Below are 19,552 nucleotides of genomic sequence, written 5' to 3'. Positions count from 1 at the left end.
AACCCTCATTTTCTATATTATTAATAACTTCTATTGACGATTCAACTTTTTTCTTGGTGTAAAGAAAATTTGCGGCGATTGCTCGATGGGTACTGCGATGCCATATTCTGCATAGGCACCGTATGAGAATTGCCTCGGAAGGGAGCTTGCGCGAATTTTTGCATGTTCAAGGGCTTCGCTTTCGGTATCAAACACTATTGCATCTTCCCTGTTGTCACACACGGGACTAAAAAATAATTGTTCGCCAGCACCCACCCAACCAGTTAGGCATTTGCAAAGAATTTCTTTCTGATGAGCCTTAAAAGCAGCCACATTTATACTTACCATTGCAATGTAGCCATCTTCAACGGCCTGCGCCGTGGGGGATGCGAACGGCATTGTGCGCCCGATCTCTGCAAGATCCTGCCTCATACTGCGATCCCGCTCAGATGAATGAAAACCCCCACAATGATGGAAATGGAGATGGCAGGCCCAGCGGGTACGCTCTTTTCGGCGTCAATAAGACGCGTAAAAAAACCTCGCTTGACCCAGCCAGACCTGATTAGCATCGCGCTAATGATCAGTCCAACAAGCAAAACAGGCAATGTCATAAAGAATACAGGGCCCTGGATTGATGCCGAAATACCGAGTAAATATTGATCAGCTCCACCGATAACGCCCCTGCCCACAAGCTTAGAAAGCAATGTGAAGAAAAGAATCACGCAAAGACTGGTCAGGACAAGATACTCAATGCTGACCGCTGGCGTTATCCAGTGATTTTCATGGGTCGTAAGTGCAAGACCAATCCCCGCTGAAATCATAAGAAGAGAATCGGGGATGAAGCCGTCATGCAGATCCACCACAGAAATTAGCACCAAAATCATGAGCATGATGCTTATGGTTAGTGCATACATAGACGGAGAAATTAGCCAGGCAACCGCAGTGAACAGCGCAGCCCCAACAACCTCAAAGGCAAGATACCGTATTGAAATGCTTTGTTTGCAGCAGTTTGTCTTACCCCTCTGGAGCAGCCAGCTCACCAGTGGAATATTGCGATATAGAGGGATGGGGGCCTTGCAGTGTGGGCAGCTAGAACGACCCCCCATCAGTGGTTTGCAGGGCTGGTCTTTGATTGACGCATCGACACCTCGCAACTTAAGCCATAGAGCACTTTGTTCATCGTTTGCCCTTAGCTGGGTGTTGCCCCACCGCTGGGAGAGAACGTTAAAGAAACTGCCGAACAAGGCTCCAATAAACGCGAAAACCGCCAAAAAGGCGGGATTTAGTGACTCATAAAGCGGCCATTCGAATAAGAACATAATCAATATCCATAAACCATCAAGTGATAAATGGATATTGACACATTCAGGCTAGCTTTTCAAATCCAGTTAAATTTGCTTTATGCATATCAACGATTTTTGGCCAATGACTTTCAATGAATTGGATGGCCCTTGGATGTAGGCGCTGACTGGCAACCGCTGGATTGCACCAGGCAAGCATGACTTGAAGACTTTCATCTTCGGCAATGCCATGGTCTCGAACATGATGCATAAGCTCTGGAATCAGGGTTGTGCGCCAGTAGTCGCGAAGGTTGCGAGCACTCTTGAATCGCTCTAGGTGATTTTCAACAATATCGGAGAGGGAATGGTAACCACGGATTTTCATGACATCCCGAATCATGGCAATTGTCTGCTCATCTGAAAGGCAGACGTGCCAAGGCTCGTGTTTGTGAAATTCGAGCAGCACAGAGATTGCTTCTGGGTTACTATGAATAAAGTCTTTCAAATTGAAGTAACAAAAGCTGGCTTTTGGAAGGTCATCAATTTCTACCGTAACCAAATACTTGCCAATTTCGACTGTTGAAGAGAACCGGTACTTTGGGTCAGTGTATTGATAGCTTTTCATGTGTCCTCCGTGTGGTGAGCATTTATAGCCGGATTAATCCCCACTGTCAATGAGGAAAATGACAAATGGTGCCATTTATCTATACCGTCGAGGAACTTAATAGGCTAGGACAGGTCAGGGCTCAGCTTCATACGCGAAATTTCTACCTGGCATTGGCGGATTGGATGCTCAGAGCTCACAAACCACTAGGCTTTCCGCCAGGTGTTAAGGCCTCCACGGGCGATCTCAGGATAGACGCGATTGGATATCACATGCCGATTGAAGACATCAAGCTTGAGCTCGAAGGCGTGTTTTCCTATCAGGGACTGATAGTCAGAAGCTTCAAGATCAGAACAGACATTGCGACGCTTGATATCCCAGAGGGCTTTACCCTGCCAAGCGCCAATGTTTACAAGACATCGGAGTATTGGGAGGCTGTAATCAAGATGAAGGCAAGGCTTGAGCGATTCTGCCTTGAGCAGCCGTATGCAGCCTATCTGCTTGCTCAGTTTGCCGCCAGAGACAGTCAGCACCCATTCTGGAAGCCGACGATTGCATCGAGATCGAGGGGCCTGAGCTTTTAACTCAGGCATGTGAATACTCCCACGCATCATGCTGCGCATGATACGGTGCATCGGCTCTGCGTTCCCCAAAGGGTCGAGAGCGTCACCGGTATTCTCGGTGCTGCGCAGGAACTTTGGCCTTTCGCAGCCTGCTCATCCTTTCGGTGAGTCAGTTTTAACACCATGGCCCAATAACGGGCCGCAATGTTGTAGCTGGCATTCAAGTCACAGTTGTATGTTTTGCATGTGCTGAAGGTCGCCAGCTCATACTGTTTAGGGTCGCGCTTGAGTTTTCCGGAACCATCATGCGCCCAGGAAGAGGTGCCTCGGGCATACACATACACCACTTTCCCGCCCATCTCGACAAACTTCATCTCGATCAGATTGGCGAGCCTGCGGTGCAGCCATTGATGGAACTTTTGCTTCAGCGCTGAACGCTTGCTCCCGCCTTGCGGGCGCCAGCCTTTCAGATTCTCCAGCACTATCGTGTCAGCCTGGTGTTTACGGGCAAAGTCGACCAGCTGACGGGAAGTCAGCTGCGCGATCTGCTCGTTAATATGCCGGGCCTTGCGGTAATCACCTTTGCAGAACCCTTTACTCAGTACAGCGGTTTTACGCGCTTTTTGGCGAATGGTATTCGCCCGTTGGTTACGCCGGTCTATGTCGGCTGCGGGATGGAAAAATCCACGCGCAGTCACAGTGCCGGATGAAGTCACCACGCTGGCCGTTGCCAGGGTGTTGATGCCGATATCCACCGCCAATACCCGTTGACGGTTGGTCAGACGTACCGGTATCAACGACACCGGCACCGAGAGATGGATTGATTTACCCACGATCAGCGAAGGCGACTTCAAATCACCCAGGGTATGTCGCTGGCGTGTGGCCTTGATCGGGATCTGGTGCCACAGCCACTCTTTACCATCCCAGAGCTTGATCGAGGCCGTTTTGAACTGGGCATCGAGTTTGTACAGTTGGCCCCGATACAGCGCCGGATAACAGCCAGAAACGGGTTAAATACTGGAGGCTTGGCGTGCGAATGTTTTCGCTTGCCGTCGAGCCAATCGTCGTAACGACTGATATACGACGAAACCTGCCCTTTGACGAATTCAATCGCTGCCCGGCGCAGGTACGAGGGAAACTTGTAAAACTGACGATCAAAGTAGCGGTGTTTGGGTTGCCGGTTTTTGTTAGTCGTGTGCATCAAACGCTCGACCGCAGCCGTAAAACTTGGAGCCCTCTGCAAAGACGCCCAATTCGCCATGATCACGATGCTTAACGCACGACAATAACGGCGATACTCACTCACTGTGAGCTGGCAAAGCTCGTGATGATGAGGGGTGGCTTGAAGCGGCCATTTGTCAGTGCGTATAATGGCTTTCGTCATAGTCGAATAGTACATGAATATCATGGACTATTCAAGGCTAAAAACGAGCAACCATGCCGCTTTCAGGCTGCATTACCATCTCGTGCTGTCGATGAAGTAACGACACAAATGCCTATCCACTGAAATGCTTGAGCGAATGAGGGAAATCTTCGTATCCGTTCTGCGCAAATGGGATGCCGAGCTGGTTGAATTTGGTGGTGAAGCTGATCACGTGCACCTGCTATTCGAAACCACACCTACATCAAAGCTCTCAGATCTGGTTAAGAACCTTAAATCAGTCTCTGCTCGGCATATGCGCAAAGAGTTTGCGGCTGAACTGGCGCATTTTTACTGGAAGCCATACTTCTGGAACCATGCGTATGCACTCATCAGTGTTGGCGGTAGAGCCAATATCGAAACACTGCTGAAGTACATCGAAAACCAGGATGATCCTCGCAAGCTCGGATAGCGGCTGACTAGCGCATCATGCTTCGCATGAAACGTAGGATGCGCCGCTTAGTTGCTCAATTGGATGTTTGATGCGAATGGACGCAGGCTAGTCGATCATTGCTATTTAGTCGCCCTGGCTACCAGCGTATCGATGACCCGATCAACCTTGTCGTTTTCAAGAAGCAATTGATGCTTTCTATCTGCGAGCGCAAGGCCCGGAAACATGATACCAAGCATAATGTTGGTCTGAGTGGGCGCATCCTCATGGAGGGTAATGATCACGTCATCACCATCTTGCTCGATGCGCCTAATTCCCCACTTGCGAAGCGCAATGTGCTTATAGACAGATTCCTTGAGTGTATGAATCTCATCCGGCAAATAGCCATAGAGATCCTCAAGCTCAGAGAGATGCATGTCCAGCTCATCGCGACTTTCACTGCTCATCAGCCGTTGATACCAGGCAAGACGCTCACCGGTTTCCGCTATGAACTGATGAGGGATCCGGCCCTCAATTGGCATTTCGACGTTGTTAAGCATGATCGCCCGCTCGGCGGAGGCGCTCCCATCCTCCATTGCTCTGACGGCCTGCTCAAGCAGTCTCATGTAGAGAGTGAAGCCGATGTTGTGAACATGGCCACTCTGTTCCTCGCCAAGGATTTCACCGATTCCACGGATTTCCATGTCATGGCGCGCGATCATCACGCCCTCGCCAAGATTGGATGCCTTCTCCATCGCCTTGAGGCGAAGCATGCCTGTCTGGCTTGATTTTGGCTTGTGCAGCAGGTAGGCATAAGCCTGCCGAGAGGAACGACCAACTCGGCCACGCAACTGATGCAATTGGGCAAGGCCAAGGTTGTCCGCATCTTCAACAATCAGGGTATTGGCATTCGGAACATCGATGCCTATCTCAATGACCGTTGTGCTCACCAGGATGTCGAACTCATGTCGCCTGAAGGCGAACATTGTTTTCGTCATCTCGGCTTCACTCATTCGTCCGTGCAGAATGCCAATACGCGCATCAGGCATCAGCGACTGGAGTCGTTTTACACACTGATCCATCGTGTCGATAACATTATGCAGATAGAAAATCTGGCCGTTTCGAGAGAGCTCCCGTGTCATCGCGATTTTTAGCGATGAATCCGTAAATTCCCTGACCAGTGTTCTTACCGAAAGGCGTCTAGCTGGCGGGGTCGCAATGATTGAAAGATCGCGGATACCCGAGATGGCCATACCAAGCGTTCTTGGGATAGGGGTCGCCGTCAGCGTCAACATGTGCCGATTGCCGCGCAGGCTGCGCAGCATTTCCTTCTGCTTGACGCCGAAGCGGTGCTCCTCATCCACAATAATCAGGCCAAGGCTTTTAAACTCAATATCGCCCTGAAGCAATCGATGGGTGCCAATAATAATAGAGGCATCTCCGCTCTTGATTTCATCAAGATCGCCACGAGAAAGGCTATTTCGATTGGCCAGCTTGATCTTAATGCTGGTTTCTTCAAATCGAGAAACAAAGCTGTTGAAGTGCTGTTCTGCGAGGATGGTAGTGGGCGCCAGGACAACCACCTGATAACCCTGGTGTGCAGCCAGGAACGCGGCACGCATGGCAACTTCAGTCTTGCCGAAACCTACATCACCGCATACAAGCCTATCCATAGGCTTGCCTGACGTCAGGTCTGCAATGATGTCTTGAATAGCGCGCAGCTGATCTGGAGTCTCTTCGTAAACGAAAACCTCGCAGAATCGGTCGTAATGAGAATCCGCAGGCTTGAGAGAAATGCCGACAGCATTTTCACGGATGGTTCTGATTTTAACCAGGTCAGCCGCGACAGAAAAGGCGCTGTGCTGAGCCTCACGGATACCCATCATCCAGGACTGATCATTCAGTTTTGATAAGGGGGCTTTTTCTGGAGAACCGCCTGAATAGCGAGAAACCAGATCAAGATCCCTGATTCGCACAAAAGCCATCGCGTTGTCAGCATAGGCGACGCGAACAACATCTTCTTCAGTGCCGTGAAGGCCTTGCATGTTAATACGCTCAAAGCCCGCGAAACGCCCAACCCCATTCAAGGCGTGGACTAGCGGCTCCCCAGGCTCAATTTCATGCAGCCCCTGAAGGATGATGCGTCGCTGATGTTCATTCAGCTCGTTTTCAAGGCTGGTTTCAATGACGCTTCCGAAAATCTCTCTCTCAGTGATAAGGCGATAATTGTTTTTTTCGCTGGCATGCCCATGCGCCAAATCACCCATGCTGATATAGATCCGATTGACGTCAGAAGGCGTTCTCGATTGCTCAAGGAAATCATCAAAACCTTCGACAAGGGTCGCCCGGTAGCCAAGCATGTTGGCCATCACGCGCATGTGCTTTTCCCTGACCTGGCTTTTGATTACAAAAAGCGTGTCACCGTGAGACTTGATGAGCGCTTGCAGGGCTTTCAGCGATTCCTGCAACGATGCCATGCGTCGCATACCGCTTTCGGTGTAGCCGAAATTAACAGCGCCCGGCTCTGGCTTGTCTGAAATTTCAACAGTGGCTGCTTTTGAGATCCGTTGCAGTAACGTTGAGCAAGGCAAAAAAGCCTTTTCAATGGCTGGGACAATGCGTGTCACATCAGCAAGAACCTCTTGATGGCGGGTGCTGACGAGCTGATTGAATTCCTCGCAGGCTTCACGCGCTCCAGGCAGGATAACGAATGAGGGTTTTTCAACCATATCCAGCAGGCTAATTGAGCCCACGGCGCTATCAGAAACCCACCAGGCGAGCTCGGGATGATCGCTACCCTGGCTGACCTCCTTATAAACAGATGTTGAGCGTGGATCATCATGATGCTCGTAGCTTCCGCGACGGAAACCCTCAATGATGCTCTTGTCGATAGGGTAATCGCGGTTTGGGTAAACCACACAGCGACTAAAGCTTCCAGAGGATTCTTGCGTCAACGCATCGAGCTTTTTGATCTGGTTAATCTCGCGCTGATCGTTTAGGCGTATGCGAAGTGCGCTATGAGAAAAGCGAGACTGCTCACGAATCCCGCCTATTGGGTAGACATCAATCACTTTTCCGCGAATCGAATATTGGCCGGGAGACTTTGTGCGAAAAGCTGGCGAGTAGCCCCATGACTCAAATACGCTCGCGATGTCATCGTTGATCTTGGCGCCGAGCTCGAATGTCAGGTGCGATTTCCAGAAATCTGAGCCGGCGAATAGACGCATGGCGTTGCGCACGCAGCTCACAATAATGGGTTTCTGGATAGAACCGCCCGCAAGGCGTGAAAGCTCAAAAGCTCGCTGGCTCATGATGCTTGCTGATGGGCGCTCAAGATCAAATGGCAGCGTTTCGCTATCGGGCACATAGACGATTCGGCTGGACATGTCAGGCCGGAAATAGGCCATTTCTCTTGCTACAGTTTCTGCCTCGTTTTCCTGCCGGGTAAGGACGAATCCCTCACGTTCCTTCAGGTGGTTTGCAATGGCAAACGACATTGCTGAGCCAGAGAGCGCGTTCCAATACATATTCCATCTCGCGTAGTTAACCCGTTTCTCTCGCCATCATAACCAACCTTTCATAAAATGCAAGCCGAATGTAGTGGATTTTATTAACTTTAAGTTTTAAATTGGAATAAGGGGGACACATTCATGTCTGATATCGATTTATCTTTTGAACAGCTTAGGCACGACATATTTGAGTCGGTGCTTGGCTCGCTTGGCAAGAACAATTACACCTATATACACAACGCACTTGTATATGGACGAGATCCTGAACAAATAATCTTGCCATGTCGCGAAGATGCCATGCTGCTCAGCAGATATGGCGTGTTAAGCCTTAAATACGATGTTCCAAATAACTACCCGATCTACTTCAATATCTCCCTTACGCTAGGCAGGCTTAATTACAGCGTTCAAGCTCATAAAGACCTGGTGGAAAAACTCGATCTGAAAATCTCTTTAACAGATCTTGCTGCTGAACTAGGCATCAAGTGTGGATGCCGAGAAATTCATGACGACTTAAGGTTCGAGTTTTGTAACGACCCGACACTTGTATGGGCACCAACGGCAATCAACATCCTTAGATCGCCACAGCTTGAGAAGGCATTTACAGAATTCGTCAGGCTTCAGGCGGATAAGCTGATTGTTTCAATATCTGGAATTCTTGCAGGGAAAGGCATCTTCAAGGAAACAAGCGGTGGAATCTATGCCCTTCTAATGGTGCGAAGTATGGGTCGCAGCGATGTGCTCGAAGACATTGTTAACGCTGATTTCGAGATTTTAAGCAAGGATACACGCGAGCCACTGAACGTTGTCTATTCAATCAGGGCCAGGGAGAGGATTCAGGCGCCTCTTATGCTTCTTGATGCACTCAAGGAGCAGCTGAATGAGAGTGGGTACTCCTGTTCACTGCGACCAGCATGGGGTTTTACCGGAACCCATCCAATGATTGATCCAATCATCAAGGAGAAGGTTGTGGAGGTTGAGCGACTTGTTGAGGTTGAGAAAAGGGTTGAGGTCGAGAGGCTGGTAGAAGTAGAGAAGCTAGTTGAGGTTGAAGTTGAGAGGGTTCCGCCGCCGCTTGACTACTCGGCGTTTTTGACGGAACCCAAGGTGGATTAGTCAGGCTGATTCATAACGTTCTTGTAAAGATATAGCCGGAGGCTTGGGATGAAAGGCTCAGCCTCCAGGTTAATATCTTTTCTGGCCCTTATGGATCGCTGCACACCGCAAAGCTCTTCTGGAAGAATGACTCTTTTCCCTTTTGGGTAAAAAATGGGTAAAAAGACCGGGCGTGTTGTTCGGATTCCGTCACGACTTCTAATGTTCGATTTGTAGTAATTTTTCAAATGCTGGATCTGTGCCAAAGGATAGGTTGCTGGCAGCTGAATCAGTTTTTTGATTTGTATGTCAATATGAGCACCTTCCATACCGCTACTTAGTAACAAATCTATGGCCTGTTCCGCAGTCATTCGGCTAATACTTTTTCCTTTTGTACTAAGCGAAAAGTCAATTTTTTTTGGTGTCTGATCAAGAATTGGAATATGCCTGTTAACGAGCCTCAAAGAGAGTCTTCCAAGCCCGGCATCAGCAAGAAATCGACGAAATGCTTTATCATGGCCTGCCCTGGATTGCCCTTTTCCACAAAAGAGCGCTCTGAGTGCTTTAAATTGGGAGGCTAAATCATCCTTTATAAGGTTAATCTCTTGAGCGATGGATATGGCTTGTGCGTCGCATGCTACGGCGCCAATGCCAATAGGCGTTTCTCTTCCATCTCTCTGGTCGTCACTACACCAAATGTTTGTGAGTCGCTCTGATATAAGCGAAATCGCCCGGTCACCATTTAGAAATGGGCCGGGCGAATTGGCGCAGATTGCTTCTGAATCATCTAGAACCAGACAGAGCTGGCGGGTCTGCTCATCAAGCGCTTTGAGCGTCTCCTTCAGCTTGAATATTTCCATCGGTACTATCCTTGACGGCTCTTTCCCGATTTATAATTTCTTCACGCGCGATTGACAAGTGATTTGATGCCCGAATGCCCACTTTCGCGACCCGACGAGTAGTCTTGTGATTTGGATGACGGTAATCAAACATATCCACCAGAGTGACAACGATTCCTTCGTTACGGATGGCGTCGAGGATCTCCTGATCTGTTGCTTTTTGGTTCGCCTTGATCATGATGCGTTCGCCACGATAGCGAGAGAGAACAAGTCCTGCGCCAGAAGCGTTTTTGTCGGTAGTGCGTGTCATGTTGAAGCTCCCTTTAGTAAATCTGTATAACCAATATTGACAGATTCGGGAGACATTGCAATAGGTATCTATCGAATTATTTCTCCTGCTCCCCGCCCCCGGAGGCCGCGTCTTTAGGGTCTTTGGCCTTTGCCACAATGCTTTTTGGGCCAATGCGAATTGATTTTTTGATGGTCGGGCCTGTGCGTTGCCAAGGTTTCATTCCCGCCATCGTCTGCTCAATCTCACGAGCCTTCATGAGCCCCTGTGCGCGCTGCGCCAGTTCCACAAGGCTCTGCCTGGCTACCGAATCGGGGTAGCAGATCGCCAATTGACTCGCGGCGAAAGAAATGACCTGGAATTGATCCTGAGCCCATAGGACTCGTGAAAGATACGTGAAGAGTGGCTCAATCCATAATGAATCCTGAGCATGAAAGCGCGTGAGAACGCCCATAGACTTCTTTAGCTTCGCCAACCTGTCTTCTCTCATATGGCTTGCCATTGCGTCCCAGAAAGACTCTGGTACAGGCTGAAGCAGTGCGCAACACCGCAGCACATCAAGAAAATCATCCGCTGGAATTTTTTTCTGCTGTAGGCGGCGGTAGGCGAATTTGAGCGCACCTGTCTGAAGCTCATCAAGCGTGCGCGGTATCTTGCCATTCATCTGCGCACGAGCCAGCTGTGCAGCTCGGGAGAATGCATCAGCCTTTGCCCGGACAAGAAGAGCTATGAAAAGAGTGTCGTCAGCCAAATTTATGGCTTCAGGTTTTGACTCAAAATCCCATCTAGGGCACTCATAGGGTTTTTGCCATGGGAATGCGTATACGTAATCCTGATGCCCTTTTCGTAGGGCAAGCGAAAGCTCGGAAGACGAAAAGAATAGGATGTCCCACATGGTAACGCTCTCAGAATTTTTTGGTTTTCATTTCTTATGATAAGCTAAAATTGTTTTCATGGTAAGGGGATGATTTTGTCAAACCCATTAATGCTCAATTCGGTCATGTACTTTGCTGATGGCTCTGCCGCCCCTTCATGTGGGGGTGCATGGGCAGTAGTCAGGGTTCAGTCAGCAGATGACAACCTGTTTATTCAGTCCGCATCTGGCAAAATATCTCAGGCAGATTCACTTATCGCGGAATGTATGGCGGCTCAACAAGCGCTCTGTTGGGCTGACGAAGAAAATGTGACCTTGGTGGTCGATAACCGTAATGTTCACGCATTTTTGAGCGCAAAAAAAATCAACCAATTAAGGCCCCAGCAAAAACGACCCTACTGGCCATGGCTCCTAAAGCTGATGTCGACAAGGCTTTTTCGTGAATCACGGGGTACGTCAATAGCGGTTAAGTGGGTTAAAAGCCATACGCCACTTTCATCACTACCGCCCAATCCTTCCTACGATGATCTTCTCGCCTGGGGTAATCATCTAGCCGATAGACTCGCCGCGAGCACCCTTAAAGGCGGTAACTCACCTGACCCAGGCGAACTTCATATGATGCGATACCTGCAATGAAGGATCACATCTCTGGAAGCTGTCGAGATTTTTCTCCAGACATGGTGGGTATCAGATTGAACCCAATCATCAGCACTGTTCGCTCATCTGCATTCTTCAAGGGCAATACCTTGTGCACGAAGCGAGGATTTTGGTTGTTAACACAAACCAGTGTTCGTGATGCAGGCCTGATGCGCTGAGCTTCTCGAACGACACTTAAGTTCGTCTTTAAGTATCCACTCGAAACGTCACGGACGCCGACAATAAGCTCGCCGCCACCATCTTCTGGCCAGCCCGTTTTTCTATTTAGATAGATCAAAAAGAAAAAATCTGCTTGAGCAGGCCCATCCCAGTGCCAGTCGAGATCTTCGGCCCCATTCCAAAGGCTGATAAATGACATTTGTGCCCTGTATGCCTCCATCCAGATGCCCATGATGGACTTTGACTCTAACAGACCTCGACAGGACTGAAGCAGGTTGTCCGGGGCATTGTGCATGGCCCAGTCGTTATATTCCGATTCCTGGTCGATTTTTTCGATAGCCTGACTTTTCTTGAACGTGGATGACCACGAAGGCACCTTTATGAATATGCCATCTGGATCATCGATCCAATTCTGGGATTGCACCAGCTCAAGCAGAAGCTGGTAGTGTTCACGGCTAAGCAGTATGGCATCAAAGCCGGATTCGTAAATCGCATTAAGGTCAATTGGCCGTATTTCTTTCATGGTTAATCTCCTTCCATTCGAGCATATACGAAAACCCAAAATTTCCAAGAAGCACATATGGAAAAGCCCCGCAAAGCGGGGCTTTTTCAGCTGGCATGCCTTAGATGGCAAGCTACTCTGTTAGTCGTTTTTCTCGACCCAACCTTCAACGGTTTCGGCACCGTATTCGGACTTCCACTCCTTCAGGAGCTTGTGGTTGCCGCCTTTGGTTTCAATAACTTCGCCAGTGTCAGGGTGGCGATACACCTTTACGCGGCGCGGCTGGCGAGTGCTGGTAGTGCCACCTCCAGTGCTAGTCTTGCGACCACGGGTCTCGGGATTCAGTTCGGGCGCAATTGCGAGAGCAATATCACGCAGGCGAAGTCCACGCTCTTTAGCGACCGACTTGATTTCTTCGCTGTAGTCGGCAAGCGTCTTAACTTGCTCACTTAGATCAGAAATGCGCTTTTCCAGAGCGGCGCGTTGTTTTTCGAGATCGTTCAGCAGTTCGATTTTGCTCATGAGGTTCACTCCGTTGGGTAGTTTTGTTTCTTTCGTGGCTGAATATAATCATCATGTATGTGGTCGTCAACTACTTAATGAAGTTTTTTTCTGATCTAATGCAACTATTGATAGGTTGCTACAGAAGAAGGTCAGGGGGACAAGGTTTATGTTGCGCGAGCGCGTTGGGGTCTATGTAGACCAGTCGAATATTAACATGAGTGGTGGATACACCATGGACTACTCGGTTTTGCGCAATTTTGCCTTAAGAGGAGAGGCTCAAGGTGTGCACTTAAACGTGTACTCATCCTTTGATGCAGGTAAGGCGGAGCGAGACCCTGGTTGGGCAAGTCGCTTTTTGGGGTATCAGAGTGCGATACGTCAGCTGGGCTATCACCTCAAAATGAAACAAAGCCAAATGTTCGATGACGGCGAGAAGAAGATCTGCAAGGCTAATGTTGACGTTGATATTGCAGTAGACATCATGGAGAGTGCCGCTCGCCTTGATCGTATAGTGTTGCTTACAGGCGATGGCGATTTTGCAACGCTGATTCAGGCGGCGCGACGCCTGGGGTCGAGGGTAGAAGTGATAGCTTTCGATAATTGTAGCGCCATGCTGCGCGAGGCAGCCGATGCCGTATTCCCAGGCTGGCTCATTCCTGGCCTGCTTCCCACTGATTCAGGCAGGGCTCGTCTGCGAGGAATCATTGAAGAGATCAGTGTTCAAGGGAGCGAGCTTGGGGTAATCCGATACCTGAGAGATGATCTGATCAATACCCAGCCACTGATGCCAATGGCACCAGAAAACTGTGGTTACGCCATTTTCCACAATGACTCTGTAAGAGTCACAGATCAGTCAATCCTGCGTGGAGCCGTGGTTGAGTTCACGCCCCATGAGTCAGACGCAGATGAGGGTGAGCAAATCGAAATTCGGGCAGTGGATATTCAGCCGCTCAGAATTGCAACCCGCTCGGGATGGTACAAACCTTTTATGGTTGCTTAACCAGATGCGGCCATTCCTATAATAAATATATTGACAAATTCGAGACATTCCCATGAGAGCATTGTTATCAAAGGTGCGAGAGGCGCGCGAGAAAGCCAGCGCGCAGTTTCTAAAGGATCTCGCCATCCATGAAATGGCAGCAGTCATCAAAGGGGTTTTGCCGGATGTAATCAATGCTGCAATAGCACAGCGCGACAACCCTAGTGACTATATCAGGGCTGAAAATCTGATACCTGTTGTTCACAAGATCTTTACAACGCAGATGCTCATGGCTGTTGAGCAGCCAAGGCCCTCCCCTGAGCTTATTCGCAGAGTCGGAGGAGAGGCGACGTATGCGATTGCCAAGGCGATTTGCAACGACCCTGATAGTAGATTGCGCTACACCCGTGTCATTGAGCACATTAGAAGCTTCGAAGACATGGTTAAGGCGTACCCCCTAAACCCAGCCGATAGACCCATTAAACTTGTGGAGAAAATTGGGCGGGCAATCAAGCAATTCGAATCACTAATCCCAAGCGCCATTGACCGTGCTGAAAATATGTTTAGACGTCAGCGGCGTGGGTTCTGCCCTGAAATTCTGACGTTTCAGGGTGGTGGGGCAAAAGGGATGAGCTATGCAGGGGTTGAAGAGATTTTGACGAAGGCCGGCATCACGTCGAATGTTAAATATGTGGCAGGTACATCAGCAGGGGCGCTGCTTGGACTGCTTGTCTCCATGGGATTTGAGTCGCAAGAGATAAACTCAATCGTTCGAAACGGTCAATTTGCTCAATTTTTCGCTCAAAGTTCGCAAATATTCAAGTTGATGGCCGCGCCTGGGCTAATTATTGATCGCTGGAGAGGCACACTCAAGCCAGAAGATCACCCATACCTCGAAGGCTTCAATCTGTCAGAGTTTGCTGAAAAATTCATGTTGCCAAGGCTGGTGAAAGAAACAGGCATAGCCAGGATCGATTTGATCATGCTTAAGGACACTGAGCTTGATTCGCTTCTGAGGGATCAGGGGGCCAATCTTGACGCGCTATATAGGGAATCGAAGGATGCATACGAGCGACATCTGATTTCATCAGGAAGGGTAAATGAGGTTGATGTAATCAAGTTCTCAGGCCTGCCAGGGCGAAGCGAGTATCTTCAGGCCTGCGCAACCTCTGTGCGGTGCTGCCGTGAGTCGTATCATCCTGAGAATGACATGATCGAGTCATACCTTGCCGACATCATTGAGATTGCTGTCTCGCGCTATATTGAAAAAAACCCGGCATCCGAAATGGCAAAGACCCTCACATCAAAGGAAAAGATGAGGGCCATAAGCTTTACAGAGCTACAAGGGCTTGCCCAGGAGAGCAATTATCAATCGTTCAAGGAATTTGGGGTAGCCATCACTGAAAGCCATATTATGACGCTAGGCTGGTTTCCACGTGCCTATGATAGCGCCGTAAGGTCATTGAAGTCCTTATTCGGGAAAGTGGATGTGAATGATTCTGCCCACCAAATAAAGGATGAGCATGCAAATTTCAAACCTGTATTTGCGCGGGCTGGCGGTGGCGACTACGTAGATATGCCGGTCAAGACAGCTGTTCGCGCCAGCATGAACCTGCCATTTGTGTTCGACACCATGCGCTACAAAGGGAAGAAGCATTTTGACGGCGGGATGATAGCGAACAACCCATTTTCAATATTTCTCGATAAATTCGGTGACGATCCGAAATTGGCCGAGGAGAAGACAATAGGGTTTGTTCTCTCAACAATAGACTCAGATATGGAAAGCCTGGCTATTGATGATATGGCCAAGGTTGCCAAGAAGCAGATGGCCATCGAGCTTGAGCGATACCCAGAGGGATTCATCAACAAAGCCAAAACGGCGAGTGTTGAATTCGGCATTTTCCTATACAGCCTTGGATTAAACCTTGGGTCGCTGAGAATTGGTGATGCGGCCAGCCAGATCAAGTCACTTTTGACCGCGCCACTTGGCAAGGCAGCTGGCTGGATGGTTGAGAGCATTATGGATAAATACAATGCAGCCCTCCCATCTGAGCAGATCTTGGAAAATACCGGTGTAGTCAACACAGGAATGGTGAAAACCGAGCAGTTCCATCTTTCGGCAGATCAAAAGGATGTGCTGATAAGCGCTGGAAAACGGGCCGCCCTGAGCATACTGAGTGATCATTCTGATCGGCATCTGCGCTTCTCAAAAGACCGGCTTTCAAGTCTGATCAATATCGAAAACGAGCTCTGTGAGAAAATGGGTGAGCAAAGCCAGTTGCAAATACCCGCGCTCGCCATGAATGACGCGAGGCTCCTGGCTCAAGCATTGAATGATGCGTTTGATAAAGAGGTGAGTTTTGGAGATTTGCTGTCCGGATCATTACCCAGCACGTCAGCTCATCATCAAAAGCCAATGAGTGGTATTGACGACAGGGAAGACAAAACGCATGATGACAGATCACTCAAAGCTGTTTAGGGGGTCAAGCTTCCACCATGCTCATTGATCAAATTTCACTCATTAGCTACGCGGGAATGCTGTCACCCTACTTTAGTACCGACAGCAGCTATTCTCTGATTACAGGCACATCGGTCTTGACGTCGAAGTCTGTGCCTGGGTTGTCGGGGCTATGCGATACACCCCATGGGCTTGTTGCTGTCATCTTCGTGGACAACCTGCCAGTAGCTGATCGCTCAGCGGGCATCATGCTTCAAACCATGCGAAAGCAGGGAGATGAGAGCGTCAACAAATGGCTTGTACAGGTGCAGCAAGGATCCTTCGCCTGGCAGTTTATGGCGAGCGAAATGGTCAATGGAAAGGGTAAGCCGCACGCCAAAGCTATTTTCCTGAGGTGGAAGCCTGGGTGCATGACAGCAGCCATTGAGCGTCATCATAACCTCGTCAGAGCGCTTCCTGAGGATCAATTCTTGATTGGAAGTGACCTTGAGAGAGTGGCAACCTCGACATTCATGCTGAGTGAAGGGTACTCAACCATTGCCCTAACGTACACAGGAGAACAATGGTTCAATCATTTGATTGAAAACGGGGGGCGGATCATGCTTGAAGATGCGTGTATTGATGCAGCCTGCTGCGTCGACGTGGAGTGGGCGATTGACGCTCAATCGATGATTGAAAGCTGAACGCAATCGTAAATTTTCGATAAAGCGTCTAAATATCCTGTCAATACCATGTTATCATATTGGTCTAACAGGAGAAATTCATGAATCTCAACAAGCAGCAAAAAGCCCTATGGGCGAACGTAAACAATATTTTCAACGTCCTCCAGTCGGTAAAGGCTCCTGTGGAGGTGGTTACCGCAGAAATGGCAAAATGGGCTGAAGACTTTGAGTCACAGGTTCCTGATGCGAAGATTAAGGTCATTCTCGGAGACACGCCGCGTCTGGAGCTTATCGATTGCTCACGCGACAGCGCCAGAACCACGCGTGACGCTTCGATGACCACCACACTTCGCGCAAGAATCCTCAATACGCGCCTCACAGCAGTTGTTGGCCTTCGCGAGAGCTCTGTTAGCAATGAAGTGCTTGCAGATGCACTGCTTCAGCTTTCAGAGCACGTTCGAAAAATGCCGTTTGAGCTCAAAGACAAAGAGACGGTGGATCTCTTCGATGTTCTTGGCATCAGGCACGCCAATTCAGGTGATCAGGATGATGACCTGACTCATGACAGCCAGGAGACCAGCGTGTCGCCCGTGGCAGCATCAGTCGAGGTAACTCAAGGCGCGCTCGTCGCAGAAGATCTCGTGGCTGATCCAGCGCCCGCAGTTGAGAAGCAGGCCTGCGACACGGTGCAAGAGGATTGCGTCCTTGTACTGGTGTCAGCTGACCCAGCCGTGGTTGATCAGCTTTAATTCGCCAAAAAAAGAAAAGTCCCGCATAAGGCGGGATTTTTTGTTCATTCACTATGCATATCGACGAGTAGAGAAGTACATGAAAAAAGGTTTTATGATCGCTTTCGATGGCGGCAATGGCGCTGGAAAATCAAGCGTGATTAGGATGGTTGGGGATCGACTAAGTGCCGATGGTCACCAGGTTGTATTCAGTCGAGAGCCAGGAGGAACGGTTATTGGTGAAAAGCTAAGAGAGATTGTGCTGTCTCCTGACACACCTGAAATGCATGATGTCACTGAGGCAATGATCTTTGCGGCTTCGAGAGCTCAGCATGTGAGGCAGCTTATCATTCCAGCCATAGAGGCAGGAAAGGTCGTGATTTGTGATCGTTTCGCAGCATCGGGCGTGAGTTTTCAACATTACGGGAGGGGGATTTCACTTCACTTGATCAAATCGCTAAATGCAATAGCGCTTGGTGGCTTCAAGCCTGATTTGACAATTATTCTTGATATTGATCCTGAAGTGGGTGCACAGCGCGTCAAATCGCGAGGCGAGAAGCTCGAAAGAGTGGAGTTGGCTGAGCTGGATTTTCATGCAAGGGCTCGGGAGGGGTTTCTTGCGCAGGCGAGGGAGAACCCGGATGACTATCGGATTATTGATGCATCTAAATCATTGGATCAGGTGATAAATGACGTCTTCAATGTAATTAATGAAAAAATGTCACGCGTAATTCAGTTCATCGCCTAACCTTAGTCATTCGCGTGAATCTTGTAGTGACAACGATCATGGACAAGTGCCAGCAGTCTCAGGCATCGCTGCTGCTCAGGACATCCTGAGCAGGGTGGTGCCTTACTGGTCTTGCTGGGTCGTTTTTGCGTGGGGGTTGGAAACGAAACTACCTCTTCTGTAATACATTTAGACAAGTAGCTTAAATGATGGACGGTGTCAGTATGCACAACAGGCATCTGGCACAAAGGGCATTTGCCCTGTTGCAGGATGATCAATGATTGCTTGATATCTGGATGATGCTGGATCCGAAGCGCAAAATTCTGCCACAGCGGCGATTCGCCCATTTTTTCGCCAGCTTGCTTCTTGCTAAATTTTGGAGAGAGTGGATGCTTGCTCATGGTAAGCCTGTGAATGGTTGAGAGTATTGTATAACACATTTATTGATACTTGACATTCATCAGTGGTTCTGTATACTAGGAGACAGGAAATTGTCAAGGCAGCAGGATGTCCATGAAAGCTCTCAACTATTACGTCAAAGCCCTCCAATTCTGTGATGCTTTAGAAAAATTCGGCATGGCGTCAATCATGATGCCAGAAAAGAATATTTTTATTTCCAATAAGCTTACTGGTGCTGATCGGGATCTAGCGATAGAAGCAATTGGGGTGTACGTACGAATACACAAAGTAATGAATCGAATAAAAATAGGCCTACAAATAGTTTCCTTAAGTGCAATAGCTATAATTGCTTACCATCAGATCCCTGGATAAATTTTTCCAGAGGGTTTTCTGAAAGGCGTTTGAGTTTATCGCCAAGCTCATATGCTCTTTTGAAAACAGGATCTATTTTCTGTGAATGTATTCCTGGCCTGGCAAAATTCCTCGATCCCCTTAAGATTTCAACAAGCGAGTCATATCGACCAGAAGTAAAGGGCAAGAATAGTTCTTCTGAAATAATATCAAACTGCAAAATTCCTACCCGCATGAATAGGTTCAGTGCATCACGCGAGTGATGTGAAATAACCATTGAGCGATCATCATCCTGTTCTAGTAAATCAAGGATGTCTTTGCGTCTTTTGTCCTTGGTGTGGCAAAGTGGCGCGCTAGTTGTTATCTCATTAATTGCTATTAAAGCCTCCTCAAACTCTTTTTCAGGCATAAACTTTAATGCGTTTCCCCTGTGCTTGTTTAGAAGCCTCATAATGGGCTTTGGATTTCTCGAATCAAGTGCAACCAGGATCTTGAGTGCTGTAATCAAAAGCCTTTTCTCACGCGCGTTTAACATTTTCTTGACTCTCGTATCTTGAATAAGGTGTCGCTCATGGGTCAAACTTATATCTACGATATAGGGTAATCA

General features: G+C 48.8%; 21 protein-coding genes and 1 pseudogene. 10 read left to right on the top strand and 12 right to left on the bottom strand.

The window, feature by feature from the left end; all coding sequences use genetic code 11:
- Positions 1-30: 30 nt before the first annotated feature.
- Genes P5704_025620 through P5704_025610 form a run of 3 tightly spaced genes read right to left on the bottom strand, consistent with a single transcriptional unit; the run spans position 31 to position 1,884 of the window.
- Positions 31-411, bottom strand: a complete 381-nt coding sequence (locus P5704_025620; GenBank protein ID WOF82170.1) for a hypothetical protein — start codon at positions 409-411, stop codon at positions 31-33.
- On the bottom strand, positions 408-1,298 hold the full coding sequence (locus tag P5704_025615) for a prepilin peptidase (GenBank protein WOF82169.1): 891 nt from the start codon (positions 1,296-1,298) through the stop codon (positions 408-410). The genes P5704_025620 and P5704_025615 overlap by 4 nt, the downstream gene beginning before the upstream one ends.
- A gap of 46 nt (positions 1,299-1,344) precedes the next feature.
- Positions 1,345-1,884, bottom strand: coding sequence for a hypothetical protein (locus tag P5704_025610; GenBank protein ID WOF82168.1), 540 nt, complete (start codon positions 1,882-1,884; stop codon positions 1,345-1,347).
- Between the two features lie 65 nt (positions 1,885-1,949).
- On the opposite strand from P5704_025610, the gene P5704_025605 reads away from it, so the two are divergent.
- A complete protein-coding gene (locus tag P5704_025605; protein WOF82167.1) occupies positions 1,950-2,447 on the top strand; it encodes a hypothetical protein in 498 nt (165 codons plus the stop codon).
- 26 nt (positions 2,448-2,473) lie between these two features.
- Here P5704_025605 and P5704_025600 read toward each other — a convergent pair whose 3' ends face one another.
- Positions 2,474-3,280, bottom strand: a complete 807-nt coding sequence (locus tag P5704_025600; GenBank protein WOF82166.1) for a transposase — start codon at positions 3,278-3,280, stop codon at positions 2,474-2,476.
- 642 nt (positions 3,281-3,922) lie between these two features.
- Here P5704_025600 and tnpA point away from each other — a divergent pair.
- Positions 3,923-4,258: pseudogene (tnpA, locus tag P5704_025595) on the top strand (IS200/IS605 family transposase).
- Between the two features lie 101 nt (positions 4,259-4,359).
- On the opposite strand, the gene mfd reads toward tnpA, so the two are convergent.
- Positions 4,360-7,743 (bottom strand): transcription-repair coupling factor, encoded by a 3,384-nt coding sequence (mfd, locus tag P5704_025590; protein WOF82165.1) that lies wholly within the window; start codon positions 7,741-7,743, stop codon positions 4,360-4,362.
- Positions 7,744-7,866: 123 nt separating this feature from the next.
- Between mfd and P5704_025585 the strand changes: the two genes are divergently transcribed.
- Positions 7,867-8,838, top strand: coding sequence for a hypothetical protein (locus P5704_025585; protein WOF82164.1), 972 nt, complete (start codon positions 7,867-7,869; stop codon positions 8,836-8,838).
- Here P5704_025585 and P5704_025580 read toward each other — a convergent pair.
- The 3 genes from P5704_025580 to P5704_025570 all read right to left on the bottom strand — a co-directional run bounded on the left by P5704_025580 (position 8,835) and on the right by P5704_025570 (position 10,840).
- Positions 8,835-9,677, bottom strand: a complete 843-nt coding sequence (locus P5704_025580) for a hypothetical protein (GenBank protein ID WOF82163.1) — start codon at positions 9,675-9,677, stop codon at positions 8,835-8,837. The genes P5704_025585 and P5704_025580 overlap by 4 nt on opposite strands.
- Positions 9,637-9,966, bottom strand: coding sequence for a hypothetical protein (locus tag P5704_025575; GenBank protein ID WOF82162.1), 330 nt, complete (start codon positions 9,964-9,966; stop codon positions 9,637-9,639). The genes P5704_025580 and P5704_025575 overlap by 41 nt, the downstream gene beginning before the upstream one ends.
- A 76-nt stretch (positions 9,967-10,042) precedes the next feature.
- Positions 10,043-10,840: a hypothetical protein gene (locus P5704_025570; protein WOF82161.1), complete on the bottom strand. Its 798-nt coding sequence runs from the start codon at positions 10,838-10,840 to the stop codon at positions 10,043-10,045.
- A 69-nt stretch (positions 10,841-10,909) separates the two neighbouring features.
- Between P5704_025570 and P5704_025565 the strand changes: the two genes are divergently transcribed.
- Positions 10,910-11,455 carry an RNase H family protein gene (locus P5704_025565; protein WOF82160.1) on the top strand — a complete coding sequence of 182 codons (546 nt, stop codon included), beginning with the start codon at positions 10,910-10,912 and terminating at the stop codon, positions 11,453-11,455.
- A gap of 4 nt (positions 11,456-11,459) precedes the next feature.
- Here P5704_025565 and P5704_025560 read toward each other — a convergent pair whose 3' ends face one another.
- Both P5704_025560 and P5704_025555 read right to left on the bottom strand, forming a co-directional pair.
- Complete coding sequence (locus tag P5704_025560) at positions 11,460-12,158, bottom strand: 2OG-Fe(II) oxygenase (GenBank protein WOF82159.1); 699 nt, start codon at positions 12,156-12,158, stop codon at positions 11,460-11,462.
- 120 nt (positions 12,159-12,278) lie between these two features.
- Positions 12,279-12,659 carry a histone-like nucleoid-structuring protein, MvaT/MvaU family gene (locus P5704_025555; protein ID WOF82158.1) on the bottom strand — a complete coding sequence of 127 codons (381 nt, stop codon included), beginning with the start codon at positions 12,657-12,659 and terminating at the stop codon, positions 12,279-12,281.
- Between the two features lie 148 nt (positions 12,660-12,807).
- Here P5704_025555 and P5704_025550 point away from each other — a divergent pair, with 148 nt between their 5' ends.
- The 5 genes from P5704_025550 (at position 12,808) to tmk (ending at position 18,216) form a co-directional block, all read left to right on the top strand.
- Positions 12,808-13,641: an NYN domain-containing protein gene (locus P5704_025550; GenBank protein ID WOF82157.1), complete on the top strand. Its 834-nt coding sequence runs from the start codon at positions 12,808-12,810 to the stop codon at positions 13,639-13,641.
- A gap of 52 nt (positions 13,642-13,693) precedes the next feature.
- A complete protein-coding gene (locus tag P5704_025545; GenBank protein WOF82156.1) occupies positions 13,694-16,099 on the top strand; it encodes a patatin-like phospholipase family protein in 2,406 nt (801 codons plus the stop codon).
- A 17-nt stretch (positions 16,100-16,116) separates the two neighbouring features.
- Complete coding sequence (locus P5704_025540; GenBank protein ID WOF82155.1) at positions 16,117-16,761, top strand: hypothetical protein; 645 nt, start codon at positions 16,117-16,119, stop codon at positions 16,759-16,761.
- Positions 16,762-16,841: 80 nt separating this feature from the next.
- On the top strand, positions 16,842-17,489 hold the full coding sequence (locus P5704_025535; GenBank protein WOF82154.1) for a hypothetical protein: 648 nt from the start codon (positions 16,842-16,844) through the stop codon (positions 17,487-17,489).
- 79 nt (positions 17,490-17,568) lie between these two features.
- Complete coding sequence (tmk, locus tag P5704_025530) at positions 17,569-18,216, top strand: dTMP kinase (GenBank protein ID WOF82153.1); 648 nt, start codon at positions 17,569-17,571, stop codon at positions 18,214-18,216.
- A gap of 2 nt (positions 18,217-18,218) precedes the next feature.
- Here tmk and P5704_025525 read toward each other — a convergent pair whose 3' ends face one another.
- Positions 18,219-18,596 (bottom strand): hypothetical protein, encoded by a 378-nt coding sequence (locus tag P5704_025525; GenBank protein ID WOF82152.1) that lies wholly within the window; start codon positions 18,594-18,596, stop codon positions 18,219-18,221.
- A 112-nt stretch (positions 18,597-18,708) separates the two neighbouring features.
- Here P5704_025525 and P5704_025520 point away from each other — a divergent pair, with 112 nt between their 5' ends.
- Entirely contained in the window at positions 18,709-18,966 is a 258-nt protein-coding gene (locus P5704_025520; GenBank protein WOF82151.1) for a hypothetical protein, read from the top strand.
- On the opposite strand, the gene P5704_025515 is transcribed toward P5704_025520, so the two are convergent.
- Positions 18,935-19,480 carry a hypothetical protein gene (locus P5704_025515; GenBank protein ID WOF82150.1) on the bottom strand — a complete coding sequence of 182 codons (546 nt, stop codon included), beginning with the start codon at positions 19,478-19,480 and terminating at the stop codon, positions 18,935-18,937. The two genes, P5704_025520 and P5704_025515, sit on opposite strands and share 32 nt — an antisense overlap.
- Positions 19,481-19,552 lie beyond the last annotated feature (72 nt).

It is taken from the genome of Pseudomonas sp. FeN3W (assembly GCA_030263805.2).
In the GTDB taxonomy this organism is placed as follows: Bacteria; Pseudomonadota; Gammaproteobacteria; order Pseudomonadales; family Pseudomonadaceae; genus Stutzerimonas; species Stutzerimonas stutzeri_G.
This window is presented reverse-complemented; position numbering and strand designations above follow the sequence as displayed.

What these genes read in the sequence shown, in the direction of transcription:
- P5704_025550 (WOF82157.1), top strand. Translation starts at nt 12,808, where the DNA reads ATGTTGCGCGAGCGCGTTGGGGTCTATGTAGACCAGTCGAATATTAAC.
- P5704_025555 (WOF82158.1), bottom strand. Translation starts at nt 12,659, where the DNA reads ATGAGCAAAATCGAACTGCTGAACGATCTCGAAAAACAACGCGCCGCT.
- P5704_025565 (WOF82160.1), top strand. Translation starts at nt 10,910, where the DNA reads ATGATTTTGTCAAACCCATTAATGCTCAATTCGGTCATGTACTTTGCT.
- P5704_025520 (WOF82151.1), top strand. Translation starts at nt 18,709, where the DNA reads ATGAAAGCTCTCAACTATTACGTCAAAGCCCTCCAATTCTGTGATGCT.
- P5704_025545 (WOF82156.1), top strand. Translation starts at nt 13,694, where the DNA reads ATGAGAGCATTGTTATCAAAGGTGCGAGAGGCGCGCGAGAAAGCCAGC.
- P5704_025585 (WOF82164.1), top strand. Translation starts at nt 7,867, where the DNA reads ATGTCTGATATCGATTTATCTTTTGAACAGCTTAGGCACGACATATTT.
- P5704_025610 (WOF82168.1), bottom strand. Translation starts at nt 1,884, where the DNA reads ATGAAAAGCTATCAATACACTGACCCAAAGTACCGGTTCTCTTCAACA.
- P5704_025535 (WOF82154.1), top strand. Translation starts at nt 16,842, where the DNA reads ATGAATCTCAACAAGCAGCAAAAAGCCCTATGGGCGAACGTAAACAAT.
- P5704_025560 (WOF82159.1), bottom strand. Translation starts at nt 12,158, where the DNA reads ATGAAAGAAATACGGCCAATTGACCTTAATGCGATTTACGAATCCGGC.
- P5704_025515 (WOF82150.1), bottom strand. Translation starts at nt 19,480, where the DNA reads ATGTTAAACGCGCGTGAGAAAAGGCTTTTGATTACAGCACTCAAGATC.
- P5704_025605 (WOF82167.1), top strand. Translation starts at nt 1,950, where the DNA reads ATGGTGCCATTTATCTATACCGTCGAGGAACTTAATAGGCTAGGACAG.
- P5704_025540 (WOF82155.1), top strand. Translation starts at nt 16,117, where the DNA reads ATGCTCATTGATCAAATTTCACTCATTAGCTACGCGGGAATGCTGTCA.
- P5704_025525 (WOF82152.1), bottom strand. Translation starts at nt 18,596, where the DNA reads ATGAGCAAGCATCCACTCTCTCCAAAATTTAGCAAGAAGCAAGCTGGC.
- P5704_025620 (WOF82170.1), bottom strand. Translation starts at nt 411, where the DNA reads ATGAGGCAGGATCTTGCAGAGATCGGGCGCACAATGCCGTTCGCATCC.
- P5704_025570 (WOF82161.1), bottom strand. Translation starts at nt 10,840, where the DNA reads ATGTGGGACATCCTATTCTTTTCGTCTTCCGAGCTTTCGCTTGCCCTA.
- P5704_025580 (WOF82163.1), bottom strand. Translation starts at nt 9,677, where the DNA reads ATGGAAATATTCAAGCTGAAGGAGACGCTCAAAGCGCTTGATGAGCAG.
- tmk (WOF82153.1), top strand. Translation starts at nt 17,569, where the DNA reads ATGAAAAAAGGTTTTATGATCGCTTTCGATGGCGGCAATGGCGCTGGA.
- P5704_025575 (WOF82162.1), bottom strand. Translation starts at nt 9,966, where the DNA reads ATGACACGCACTACCGACAAAAACGCTTCTGGCGCAGGACTTGTTCTC.
- mfd (WOF82165.1), bottom strand. Translation starts at nt 7,743, where the DNA reads ATGTATTGGAACGCGCTCTCTGGCTCAGCAATGTCGTTTGCCATTGCA.
- P5704_025615 (WOF82169.1), bottom strand. Translation starts at nt 1,298, where the DNA reads ATGTTCTTATTCGAATGGCCGCTTTATGAGTCACTAAATCCCGCCTTT.